The organism is Phytohabitans rumicis (assembly GCF_011764445.1).
Taxonomy (GTDB): Bacteria; Actinomycetota; Actinomycetes; order Mycobacteriales; family Micromonosporaceae; genus Phytohabitans; species Phytohabitans rumicis.
Genome location: NZ_BLPG01000001.1, coordinates 3,849,159 through 3,861,260, shown reverse-complemented (window position 1 = coordinate 3,861,260; position 12,102 = coordinate 3,849,159). Strand labels below are relative to the sequence as shown.

Here is a 12,102-nt window from a genome sequence, read left to right as displayed (position 1 = left end):
CCCGCCTTATCCGTCAGCTGAACGACACCTGGAACGTGGTCTCCTGGCCGGTGCCCGGCAGCACGGTGCCATCGCTGTCGGCCCCCGCGTCCACGCGCAACGTCGCCGGGCCGGGTGGGCCGTCTTCATGGGTGATGAAGGCAAGCGCGATGCTGCGCTGCTCGCCGGGGCCGAGCGGGTCGGCGACGCACACGATCCGATCCGGCCGGCCTTGCATGGTCGGGCAACCGGACCAGATCGCGTGCTCGGCCTCGTCGCGGCTGTTCCGCGGGAATGTCACCAGTGGATAGTCCACCGTGGCGGCACTGGCGTTGACGATCGTGACCGTGGTGGTGGCGCGCCGCCAACTATCGGCCTCCACCGGTCCGTACACCATGTCGGTCGCGGTGATCGTGAGCCGGAAGGCCGGCGCCGGCGGAGCGGTGGTCTGCGACGGCGACGCGAACGCTGTCGGCCCGCCGGTCTGGCGGAACCGGTCGCCGGCCCAGGAGTAGGTCCGCCACTGCCGCACCCGGTCGGGACCGACGACCAGGACCCGCACCTTGCCGCTGGCGATCTCGAACTCCGTGAGGTCCGACACTCCGGAGCCGTTGCGGACGACCTGGCCGAGGGCGGTGATCTGGCCGGCGCCGTCCCGATCGAACGCGACGACCTGCCGCGCCGTCTCGTCCCCGCCCCCGCACTCGAGCCGGACGACCGTCTCGGCCGCCGGGTCGCCGTCCACGTCGCCGTGTCGCAGGTCGAGCAGTGCCGGTGCGGAGGTGCCGTCGGGGCTTGGCCGCAGTCGCACGTCCTCGGTCGTGCACTCGTCTATCGCGCCGGGCCACCAGTCGGGCAGGTCGACGGCGGCGGCGAGGAGCTGCTCGCGGGTGATCCTTCCGTCCACCATGGACGGTGAGGGGGTCGGCGAGGGAGTCGGCGACGCGGAGCCGGTCGTCGACGGCGATGGCGAGTCGGTGGGCCCCGGTGGCCGGTCGCCGTCGGTCAGGCCGGCGTACGCGACGATCGGGAGAGCGACCGCCACCACGGTGACCGCCGCCACCACGACCGCGGCCCGCCGCCGGCGGCGCCGGACTGTCCGCTGCACCGCGTCGATCCCGGTCGGGCGCACCTCGGGCAGCACCTGCTCCCGGAAGGCGGCGAACGCGTCACCGAGCTGGTCCGGCTGCTCCCCGATCATGCGTCACCTCCTCGCGCTTCGGACAGCTGGGCCGCCAGCGCGGCACGGGCCCGATGCAGCCACGATTTGACCGTCCCCTCGGGTACGCCCTCCTGGCGTGCCACCTCGGGCACCGGCAGGTCCGCCAGGTAGTGCAGGACCACCGCGCGGCGCTGATTCGGCGGCAGCACGGCCAGCGCGGCGGTGAGGGCCACGCGGTCCGGGCTCGGCCCTTCCGTGTACTCCTCGCGCTGGCGGCGCAGGAACGCCTGCGCGGTGCGTACCCGGCGCCACCGGCTGGTGGCGAGGTTCCAGGCGACGCGGCGGATCCAGGCGAGCGGATCGTCGTACCGGCGGACCCGGGACCAGCGCGCGTACGCCCGGCAGAACGCCTCCTGCACCAGGTCCTGCGCCTGCGAGATATCACCACAGTGGGCGGTGAGCTGCACGGTCAGCATGCGAAAGTGGGCATGGTAGATCTCATGAAACTCGGGCCCGGTGACGTCGGTCGCCGGCGGTGGCTCGTCCACCCTGGTTACACGCCCGTCCCCGCCGGATCGTTGCGCTCTTTTGCGAGTGCGGCGCGCAGGGTCCGCATCGCGGCGTACAGGCGGGATTTGATCGTCTCCACCGGGACGCCGCGCTCGGCCGCGGCGGCCTCGAGGGAGACCCCGCGGTACACCAGCTCGACGACCAGCTCGCGGTCCGCGGGCGCGAGGTCCTTCATGAGTACGGCGACCGTGGCGGCGGGTGTCGGGGGCGCCGGGCCCGGCTTGCGTACGTCCTGGACCACCGAATAGGGGCGGTCGTCGAGACCGGCCGGGGCGTGGCGCTCGCCGTCGCGCAGCACGTTGTGGACGGTCAGCACCAGCCAAGGTCGCACGGCCGGCGGGTGCTGAGGGTAGCGCCATGGCTGCTGTGCCAGCCGGTAGAGCGTCTCCTTGAGGACCGAGTCGGCAATGGCTTCGTCACCCTCCGTGAGTCGCAGGACGTACGCTCGCAGGGCCGCGCGATGCGGTTCGACCAGTCGATCGAAGATTTGCGCGGCGCGCTCCGCACTGACCTGGGCTTTCCCTCGGTCGTACGGGCCTGGTGAGCCGGGCGCCGTCCAGTCGGCGGCGTGGCGGCCCATGCCGTACCCCTTTCGATTCGATCGCTCTGAGTTAGGACCCCAATCCTTCGTCGCCGCACACGTAGCGAACACGGGGAAAGTACCTGGATTCCTACCCGTGTTGTTACTTGCGGGTACGTATCTTGCGTGGGCGCATTCCGGAAGCCGACCAACTACCGTGCCTCTATGAGCACGGCCACGACCACGCGCGGCTCCCTCGGCAACCTTCCCGCCGAGGTGACCAGCTTCGTAGGCCGCCGGCACGAGGTGACCGGAATCCGGCGGATGCTCTCCGCCAGCCGGCTGGTCACGCTCACCGGCGCGGGCGGGGTCGGCAAGACCCGGCTCGCCCAGCGGGTCGGCGCCGAGCTGCGCCGCAGCTTTCCCGACGGGGTCTGGTTCGTCGGGCTCGCCGAGCTGCGCGACCCCGACCTGGTCGCGGTCACCGTCGGCGAGACACTCGGCATCCGCGAGGACGTGGTCAGCCCCGACGCGCACGGGTTGGCCGCGTTCCTGGCCGACCAGCAGGCGCTCCTCATCCTGGACAACTGCGAGCACCTCGTCGGTGCCTGCGCAGACCTCGCAGAGACCCTGCTGCGGGCCTGCCCCGAGCTGCGCATCCTGGTCACCAGCCGGCAGGCGCTCCGGCTCGACAGCGAGGCCAACCTGACCGTGCAGCCGCTGTCGGTGCCCGGTCAGGGCGCCGCCTGCACCCCCGCCGATCTGCACAACTACGAGTCGGCCAGCCTGCTCGTCGAGCGGGCCACGGCGGTGTGCCCTGGCTTTCAGGTCACCGACGCGAACTGCGCGACGATCGTACGGCTGTGCCAGGCGCTCGAAGGCATGCCGTTGGCGATCGAACTCGCCATGGCCCGGCTCCGGGTGCTCTCCCTCGAACAGATCCTGGACCGGCTCACCGACCGATACCGGCTGCTCACCGCCGGCGCCCGCAACGCACCCGCCCGGCAGCAGACGCTGCGCGCGCTGATCGACTGGAGCTGGGACCTCTGCTCCGACGCCGAACGCACCCTGTGGGCGCGGATGTCGGTCTTCGCCGGCGGCGTCGAGCTGGACGCCGCCGAGGCGGTCTGCGCCGACGACAAGCTGCCCGCCGACACCATCCTCGACCTGATCGCCTCCCTAGTGGACAAGTCGGTGCTGACCCGGACCGGGAACGGCAACGCGCGCTACCACATGCTCGAGGTCACCCGCGAGTACGGCGCGCTCAAGCTGCTCGCGGCCGGCGAGCAAGAGGCCGTGGCCAGCCGGCACTGCCGCTGGTTCGCCGAACTGGCCGCGCACGCCGACCGGAACTGGGTCAGCCCCTACCAGGCGGCCGTCATGCAGCGGCTGCGCCACGAACGCGCCAACCTGCGCGTGGCCCTGGAGTACGCGATCACCGCGGGCCCGCCCGAGATCGCGTTGCAGTTCGCGGCCGACCTGCAAAACCATTGGTTCATCCGGGGCTACCTCTCCGAAGGGCGGCACTGGCTCGACCGCGCCCTCGCGATCCCCGCGCCCCGGCACTGGAGCCGGGTCAAGGCCCTGCGCGTCGCCGCGTGGATCGCCGGCGTCCAGGGCGACGGCGACCAGGCCGCCCAACTGCTCGCCGACGCGGTGGCGCTGGCCGAGACGCTGCCACCGTCGCCCGAGCGGGCGTACCTGCCGCTGATCCAGGGCGTCTTCCTGATGTGGCCGGGCCACCACGCCGAAGCGCTGCCGATGCTCGAGCAGGCGCTCGCCGGATTCCGCGCGCTGGACAACCGCAACGGCGAAATGTGGACGCTGATCGTGCTTGGATTGTGCCGCGGACTCGCCGGGCAGCCGTCCAACGGCTACCAGGATCTAACCACCGCCAAAGACCTCGGTGCGGCCAGCGGCGAAGCCTGGTGGCAGGCGTTCGCGCTGTGGGCGCTCAGCGTGCTGCGCTGGCGGGACGGCGACCACGCCGGCGCCACCGCGGCCGCCAAGGAGAGCCTGGTCATCCGCAAAGTCGTCGAGGACGAGCAGTTCACCGTCGGGCTCGCCGTAGAGTCGCTCGCCTGGATCGCCGCCAGTGAACTCCGCGACCAGCGATCCGCCGCGCTGCTCGGCGCGTCCAAACGGATGTGGCAGGCGATGCACACGTCGCTGGCACCGTTTCGCACCCTGCAAGACTGGCACGACGAAGTCGTGGACCAGGTACGCTCACGCCTCGGCGCCGCCACGTTCTCGGCCGCCATCCGGCGCGGCTCCGACCTGTCCGCCGCCGACGCGGTCGCGATGGCGCTCGAACGGCAGCCACGCGTACAGGTCCCCAAACCCCGCATGGACGCGGCCGCCGGCCTCGGGCTGACGAAGCGGGAGCGCGAGGTGGCGGCGCTGATCGCCCAGGGCCTGACCAACCGGGAGATCGCCGCCCGGCTGGTGGTCGCCCAACGCACGGCCGAAGGGCACGTGGAGAACATCCTGAGCAAACTCGGCTTCACGTCCCGGACCCAGGTGGCCGGCTGGCTGGCCAGCCAGAAACAGCCCTCCCAAGACTGACCGGGGGCGACTTCTGTGTGTGGCTGCGCCGCGGAACTGGCCGATCTCCGTGCGGAGGTTGCGGAACTTCGTGCTGTCGTCGAGGGTCTGGTCGCGGCGGCTGCAGGTGTGGTCGGTTTCGTGCTCCGGCGGTCGGCGTTCGGACGGTCGGCGGCAGTCGTCAACGGCCAACGTTCAACGTCCAACGTTGGCCAGGTACCCTGGGGAGCCGCGCCCTCGTAGCTCAGGGGATAGAGCAACGGTTTCCTAAACCGCTGACATGATCTTGACCGCAGGCCGTTGGCCTGCGGCTTCTCCCTTTGTTCGCCCGTTGACGGGGCCTTGTGTGCTCGATGTGTGCTCGGCGGTCGGCGACCGCGTCGGCTTCCCCGGATGTGGCCGCGGCACCCCGGTGCCGGTGCGACGATCAGGCCAACCGGGCCCCGGTACGTGGCCGCCGCCATCGTGCCGGGCTGGCGTCCATGCTGGGGGTGGGCGATGCGCACCAGGGCAGGATCGCGGCACGTGTTCAAGCGGTGCGGCTGCCGCACCGGCGGCGGGCCGTGCCCGCGGCTGCGCCGGCCGAACGGCACGTGGAGCGCCAGCCACGGCGCGTGGCACTACCGGCTCGAACTGCCACCCGACGCCGGCGGCAGCTGCGCCGCGGCGGCTACCGCACCCACCACGACGCGCTCGCCGCCCGGGACCATGCCCAGGCCCTGCTGCGCCTGGCCGGCGACGACCCCGTCGCGGCCGCCGAGGTGGCCGGGCTGCTCCAGGCCGTCAGGCATCGCCGTCCGCTGCCGGCGGTCGACGCGGTCCGCCACCGCCTCGACGCCCGGAGCGCACTGGGCGGGTCGACCACGCTCGCGGTGTACCTGGAGAGGTGGCTGGCCGTCCGACCGGTGGACGAGAACACCCGCCGCACCTACGCCAGCCACCTTCGCGCCCACCTGGTCCCGCACCTCGGCCACCTCACCCTGGACCGGCTGCGCCCGGAGCACATCCGGACCATGTTCGCCGCCATCGAGGCATCCAACGACTCCATCCGCGCCGGCCGCCGGTCGACCAGCCCGGCTGCGCGGGCGTCTGTGCGCGGCCGGCGGGTCACCGGCCGGGCCACCTGCCACCGGATCGGGGCGGTGCTGCGGGTGGCGCTCAACGACGCGGTCGCCGACGGCCTGATCGGCGTCAACCCCGCCGCGCTGGTGAAGCTGTGGCCGGCGCGGCCGGCCCGGCCGCTGGTGTGGACCGAGCCGCGGGTGGACCGCTGGCGGGACACCGGCGAGATCCCCGGCCCGGTGATGGTCTGGACACCCGAGCAGACCGGCGCCTTCCTGGACCACGCCGCCGCCCACGACCCGGACCTGTATCCGCTGCTGCACCTGATCGCCTACCGCGGCCTGCGCCGCGGCGAGGCCGTCGGCCTCTGCGACGCCGACACCCAACTCGACCACGCCGAGATCGCCATCACCCACCAGATCACCGCCGCCGGCAGCACTCTTCAGCGCAAGCCGCCGAAGAGCGAGGCCGGCAACCGCCTCGTCGCACTCGACACCGCCACCGTCGCCGTGCTGCGCGCCCACCGGGCCCGCCGACCGTCCACCAGCGAGGGTGGTCTGTTCTTCGTCCGGCCGGACGGGCAGGCCTGGCACCCGGAGACCGTCAGCCGCCGCTTCCGCCGCCTCGTCGCCGACGCCGGGTTGCCGCCGGTCCGGCTGCACGACCTCCGCCACGGCGCCGCCACCCTCGCCCTGGCCGCCGGCGTCGACCTCAAGGTCATCCAGGCCACCCTCGGCCACTCCACCCTCACCCTGACCGCGAACAGTTACACCAGCGTGCTTCCACAACTCGCACACGCCGCAGCCGAGGCCGTCACCGCGGTCATCCCTCGAGGGTCCAGTCGCATGCAATCGACCCTTGAGGCAAGGTCGTAGACGTGCAGTTCGCCGATCGTGGCGTATAGCATCAAGTCGTTATGGTGCAGGGGCAGCGGGTGAACCCGACTCAGGCCTTACGGAGTAGCTTCGCCATGCGGTCTGTGACGGTCCGCGCCTTCAGCGCCCGCTTGACGGCCAGCAGGTAGCCGGTGGGCGAGGCGCGCAGCTGTTGCTCACGATTTTTGACGAGCTGCCACCACGCCGTACCGACCAACAGACCTACGGCTCCGACGGTCGCCACGGCGGGCGGCGCATCGGCAAGATTGGCACCCGCAACCGCAAGCACTGGCGGAGTGACGGTTTGTGTCGTGAGTAGCGATCTAGCGGTGTCGTAGCCCAGGCTCCGCAGTCCGCGGTCCAGCCGCTCGACGCGCCGTTTGATCTCCTTGTCGAGGTGCGTAGCGAGTGCCTCGGTGCGGACGCTGTCAGCGCGTATGCTTGCGAGGCGCTCCAACTCTTGCTGCTGCGATGCGACGAACTCCCGAAAAGTCCCCAACTCCTCAGTGAGCTTGTCGCGGATCGCGAGAATACGTTCCACACTGATGGCACCTAGGTCGCGCGGCACTACCGACTCGATCGCGAGCATCGCAAATCCGGCGGTGGTGTCAACACCGTATTCGCGATAGCTCGCGAGCTCAGCGTCGTCGCTGAGTAGCCGCATCGCCGATTCGACACCCGACGCCGGTGACAGGTGTGACACGGGCTCGTCGGTGACCGGCTCAAGCTGATCGTGCGCAGCGCAGGCGCTGGTGAGTGCCAGCATGTAGGCGGCAGCCAGAGTCGGATGTACACCGACCCATTGCGCGTCATGTCCGCGGCCTATGTGCGCTAGCCCGGAGTCGGCCAAGGCGCCCGCGAAGGAGTAGCTCATCTTGCTCCCATGGATCCACCCGAGGTGCGAGTCACCCCAGCCGGGCCCTTCGAACCCCCAGCGACGGCCGATGGCCGGGGATGGTTCCAAGTTGTGGACGCTGAAGCGACGCTGCAGCGCCTGCCGGTTGGCGCGCATGAAGCCCAGCAGCTCGAGCGCCACGTCGCGGGCATACGGAGAGGGATCGAGCTGGCGTAGGAATCCTGCCTCAGCGAAGGCCCGGCCATCTGCCGTGTCCCTGAGGTCGTAGCCGTGCGGCTGGAACCGGTGCATCGAATCCCAGTACAGGGCAGCGACCTTGAGCCAGTCCGTGTCCCGAACCCGCATATAGGGGTAGTAAAGGGCGCTAGCCCACATAGAACTCCACCCATTCCTTAGGGGATCTCTCTAGCGATACGTGACACGCCCGCGGCGATCTTGTTCGAGGGCACTTCTGGCCAAGACGATATCGAGGTCAATTCAAAGATGCACGAGTCGCGTGTGGTCAAAGGCGGTCCGGCGCACTCCGTGTAAGTCCGCCGTGCTTGGGCGTGGTAAGGGCGTACGCGTGGCCCGACCAACGTGAGTTCTGGCCGCTTCGGTCATGTTGCCTGGCCTGACGGCGGGGTGCTGGCGTACTGACGTTGCGTGGTGCAGACTGCCGGCGTGAAGGCCTATGTCGGGGTCACGGACGGCGACTGGTACCGGTTCCTGGCCGCTCGTCCGTCGCTCGCTGAAGTCAACTTCTGGCGGCCGGGAGGCGGACGCGAGTTCCGGGTCTTGACTCCCGGCGAGCCGTTCTTCTTCAAGACCCACTACCCGGACAACCGGGTCGTTGGCGGCGGCTTCTACAGCGGCTTCGCGCAGTTGCCGATCTCGACCGCGTGGGAACTGTTCGCCGAAGCAAACGGTGTGGACAGCCTTGAACGGATGCGAACCCGGGTCGGCCAGTACCGGCGGGTGCCGATCCACCCGAACGAGGACCCGGTGATCGGATGCGTCTTCGTGCGCGACGTCGTCTTCTTCTCCCAGGACGCGCTGGCTGACCCTCCGCCCGAGTTCGCACCGAACATCGTTCAGGGCAAGGGCTACGATCTGGCGGTGCGTTCGTACGAGGGCTACTTCGTCGAGTTGCTGGCCCGCCTGGTCGGCGGCCCGATCGAAGTTGATCTCAGTACGCCATGGCATCGCCCCGGGCCGGTCTACGGGGATCCGCGCCTGACGCCACAACGGCTGGGACAACAATCGTTCCAAGCCGTCGTCCTTAGCGCCTACCACCAACGTTGTGCGGTCACCGGCGGCAGGATCAGGCCGGTCCTCCAGGCCGCACATATCCGACCGCTACCGGAGGGTGGCGAGCACCGGCTGGACAACGGTCTGCTGCTGCGCTCGGATGTGCACACGCTCTACGACCGCGGGTACCTGGGCGTGGATCCGAAGCATCGGCTGCTGGTCAGCCCGCGGCTGCGTGCGGAGTTTGGCAACGGCGAACAGTTCTACTCCCGTGCCGGTCAGCTCATAGCCGTGCCCGAGCGGCGTGCCGACAGGCCGAACCGGGAGTTCCTCGAGTGGCACTTGGACACGGTCTTCAAAGCCGCCTGACCGTTCGTCGGTGAGCCTGGAGTGCTGCCACGTGTCGGGTGCCTAAGGCCTGGTCAGCCGAAGAGGATTTCCTCCGGTCGGCGATGAGTCACGGCCGTCTCGTACTCGCCCGCGGCCGCGAGCAGCAGTGCGCCAAGATCGTTGTCGTGATCGGCGGCTGCCATCCGGACCACCTGCTCAACGAGTGTGCGGCCGTTGATCAGCACCAGGGGTACTGGTCGTCGATGATCTCGATTTGTGCCTGCCTTGAGAAGACTCCGGTTGTGACGAAGACCCCGATCCATCCGCGACGGAGTCGGGCTACCACCCGTGCCACCTGATCGGGGCCGATGGACGACCTTGGAGTGACGCACTTGGCCTGTCCCAGGACGATCAGTGGTGTGTTGCTCGTGGGTGAACCAAGGTCCAAGCGCCCGACAAAATCCACGCCACCGTCTCCGCCTGCACGGGTCAGCCAGCCGTCCCGATATACCGCGCCCGAGCCTCCCAGCACTTGCGCCGCTACGCGGGACGCGAGCATCTCGAAGGCGTGCTTACGGCCGTCGAAGAACGCGTAGAGCTCCTCGAGCAGCCTCTCCTCGGCTGAACCAGCGACGGGCAGTTGTTCCTCGGTCGTTTTCACGCGTGACGAAACCACGCGGCGCCGGACTCGCGGGATCGAGGCTCTGCCCTGTGCGACCCAAACGTTCCATGACGCGGGTGCGTGTCGGGCAGTTTGGGTGACGGTGAGTGTCTCGTTGCGACGGTCGTCGATCCAGCGGAGATCGATGGTGTCCCCGGCCTCGGCCAGATCCAGCACGGCGAGGTCCAGGACGATGTTCGGGAAGCTTCGCCCGCTTGCCGGATCGCGTTGCACCACGTGCTCGAGGCGCTCGATGATGGCGACGCCGCAGAACTCGACGTGTCCTTTGACGATGCTCCGGCCGCCTTGGTTGACCGTGCTCGACCTGAATAGCAGCAGTGGCGGTGCCAGCGATCGCTCCCGCTTACTCGTGCCCGCATGCAGGCTCCACGCCTCCAGCAGTGCCCGGTTGCCGGCCGTGGCGCCGGGCAGACCCACGGTCGTCGGTTTGTGATCGCCGTAGTAGCGCACGTGGCCGTGGTCGAGGTCGAACTCGTCGTGCCAGGGATTGGAGGCGTGCCCGGCCTTCCAGGGGCTGGACCTTATCGCGATCACCGGTCGGCGCGGCCCGTCCGGCGCGGACACCGCGGCTGCGGCGTTGATGCCACGCTCCAGCATGAGCTTCGGTCGGCGAAGATCCGGCGAGGATGTCAGGAAGTGGTAGTTCAAGTAGCCGTCGAGCACCATCTCGACCGGACTCGCGCCACGCGCGTAGCGAAGCACGTCGTAGATCTTGACCGGTCGAGGCTCCACCGTCGCATTATGCCGGTGGAGTGGCACATGACCCACTGCCGGTTGCTGTGGGAGGGCGGGCGTTGGCGGCTTCACACCGATCGGATGGCGGCCGGTGCCGAGTGCGACGTACACCCGCAAGGCCGCCGGTTCAAGCCCGCTTGTTCCCGTGACCTGCTGCGCGCAGTGCTTCTCGGCGCGCCACGGGCACGGACTTGTTCCGAGGAACCTTCCGCACGAGGCCCTTGGTGGCCTTCACATGATCGACGATCGCCGCGCCGACCGCGGTAGCAAGCCGTGGCGGTACCGCGTTTCCGATGAGCCGGCCGAGTGTCACGAAATGCACCGGCTCCCCTGGCGCCACAAACTCGTAGTACGACGAGAAGCTCTGAAGGATCGCGGCCTCCCTGAGGGTGATGGCTCGGTCCTGCTCAGGGTGCCCGAACCGTCCCGTACCGAAGTTGTACGCCAGGGTGGTGATCGTGGGGGACGGCTCGTCCCAGACCATCCGGGCGTAGACGTTGCGGAAAGTCGCACCCGACGCCTTGCGGTGGCAGGGGGCTCGCAGGTCCTCGGGCCACTCCTCCCAAGTACCGCCGGGTTTAGACGCCCTGATGCGTTCGAGGTTGGGTTTCGTCAGAGTCCGGCTCTTGTGGAGTGGATCGCTGGGATGGACCTCTCCATGGCTGACCGCGGGCAGGTTGCCGATGGCCTGGCGGACGGTGAGGTAGTCGGTGGGTTCAGTCGTCCCCTTGGGCACGGTGATGCCGCCGAGCAACGAGGCGACGAGGACCATTCGTCGACGGTGCTGTGGCACACCGTAGGCCGGGCAGTAGCACGACTCGAAGTCCACGAAGTACCCGAGCTTCCGCAGGCGCGCGACGAAGTCCGTAAATATCGGAGTGCTGCCGATGCGAGGGACGTTCTCCATCGTGACGACCTCGGGCAACGTGCCTTCGACCAAGCGGCGCACCTCGTCGACCAGAGGCCACTGAGCCTCTTGGGAGGTATCGACACCGCGGCGGTACGAGGAGAACGGTTGGCATGGCGCGCACCCCGCCAGGACGCGGACGGCTCCAGCGGGCCACATGGCTGCCAGCTCGTTGACGGCAAGGTCGCGGACATCGCGCTCGTGGAACGGCGCACGGACGTTGGTGCGGTAGGGATAGTCGCAGGCTGGGTCGAGATCGATCCCGGCGGCGATGTGAATGCCTGCGTCCTGTAACCCGTGGGATAGCCCGCCGACACCGCAGAAGAGATCAACAGCGGAGATCTTGACTGGGTGGGCGGCCATGTGGAGGACTGTAGTAGATCAACCGCCCTTGAGAACGTCCGACGCCCGACCGACGTAAGTTCGATCGCGTCAGCGCCGATCGGTCAGTCACACTGTCCTGATCCTGACATCGCATGAACCCGCACCAGTAGAGATCTTGCGGTGGTTCAATTGGGCAGCGGCCACAGAGTCAGTTGCCTGAACTGCGGATTTGCCGCAATGGTCGAGCGGGAGATCAACGACAGGCATACATCGCGGCTTCCTCGAGACGTTATCGAACACTTGTTCCCTTCGTATACTTCTGTCGG

The 12,102-nt window shown here is 69.1% G+C and carries 10 protein-coding genes; 3 read left to right on the top strand and 7 right to left on the bottom strand.

Annotation, left to right across the window (positions count from 1 at the left end):
• Positions 1 to 13: 13 nt before the first annotated feature.
• Genes Prum_RS17015 through Prum_RS17005 form a run of 3 tightly spaced genes read right to left on the bottom strand, consistent with a single transcriptional unit; the run spans position 14 to position 2,291 of the window.
• Positions 14 to 1,180: a hypothetical protein gene (locus tag Prum_RS17015; protein ID WP_173077443.1), complete on the bottom strand. Its 1,167-nt coding sequence runs from the start codon at positions 1,178 to 1,180 to the stop codon at positions 14 to 16.
• The gene (locus tag Prum_RS17010; RefSeq protein ID WP_281368930.1) at positions 1,177 to 1,689 is read right to left on the bottom strand and encodes a SigE family RNA polymerase sigma factor; all 513 of its coding nucleotides are present in this window, start codon (positions 1,687 to 1,689) and stop codon (positions 1,177 to 1,179) included. The genes Prum_RS17015 and Prum_RS17010 overlap by 4 nt, the downstream gene beginning before the upstream one ends.
• 5 nt (positions 1,690 to 1,694) lie before the next feature.
• A complete protein-coding gene (locus Prum_RS17005) occupies positions 1,695 to 2,291 on the bottom strand; it encodes a sigma factor-like helix-turn-helix DNA-binding protein (RefSeq protein ID WP_173077442.1) in 597 nt (198 codons plus the stop codon).
• Positions 2,292 to 2,456: 165 nt separating this feature from the next.
• Here Prum_RS17005 and Prum_RS17000 point away from each other — a divergent pair, with 165 nt between their 5' ends.
• Positions 2,457 to 4,796: an ATP-binding protein gene (locus Prum_RS17000; RefSeq protein ID WP_173077441.1), complete on the top strand. Its 2,340-nt coding sequence runs from the start codon at positions 2,457 to 2,459 to the stop codon at positions 4,794 to 4,796.
• Positions 4,797 to 5,311: 515 nt separating this feature from the next.
• Positions 5,312 to 6,712 (top strand): site-specific integrase, encoded by a 1,401-nt coding sequence (locus Prum_RS16995; RefSeq protein ID WP_246277943.1) that lies wholly within the window; start codon positions 5,312 to 5,314, stop codon positions 6,710 to 6,712.
• Positions 6,713 to 6,782: 70 nt separating this feature from the next.
• On the opposite strand, the gene Prum_RS16990 is transcribed toward Prum_RS16995, so the two are convergent.
• Entirely contained in the window at positions 6,783 to 7,913 is a 1,131-nt protein-coding gene (locus tag Prum_RS16990; RefSeq protein WP_173077440.1) for a DUF6236 family protein, read from the bottom strand.
• A gap of 300 nt (positions 7,914 to 8,213) precedes the next feature.
• On the opposite strand from Prum_RS16990, the gene Prum_RS16985 reads away from it, so the two are divergent.
• The gene (locus Prum_RS16985) at positions 8,214 to 9,167 is read left to right on the top strand and encodes an HNH endonuclease (RefSeq protein WP_246277942.1); all 954 of its coding nucleotides are present in this window, start codon (positions 8,214 to 8,216) and stop codon (positions 9,165 to 9,167) included.
• Between the two features lie 53 nt (positions 9,168 to 9,220).
• Here Prum_RS16985 and Prum_RS49570 read toward each other — a convergent pair whose 3' ends face one another.
• The 3 genes from Prum_RS49570 to Prum_RS16975 form a co-directional block, all read right to left on the bottom strand.
• Positions 9,221 to 9,373 carry a PDDEXK family nuclease gene (locus Prum_RS49570; RefSeq protein WP_218577265.1) on the bottom strand — a complete coding sequence of 51 codons (153 nt, stop codon included), beginning with the start codon at positions 9,371 to 9,373 and terminating at the stop codon, positions 9,221 to 9,223.
• Positions 9,367 to 10,542 (bottom strand): restriction endonuclease, encoded by a 1,176-nt coding sequence (locus tag Prum_RS16980; protein WP_218577264.1) that lies wholly within the window; start codon positions 10,540 to 10,542, stop codon positions 9,367 to 9,369. Before Prum_RS16980 ends, Prum_RS49570 begins: the two co-directional genes overlap by 7 nt.
• A gap of 130 nt (positions 10,543 to 10,672) precedes the next feature.
• Positions 10,673 to 11,815, bottom strand: coding sequence for a DNA cytosine methyltransferase (locus tag Prum_RS16975; RefSeq protein ID WP_173077438.1), 1,143 nt, complete (start codon positions 11,813 to 11,815; stop codon positions 10,673 to 10,675).
• Positions 11,816 to 12,102: the final 287 nt, after the last annotated feature.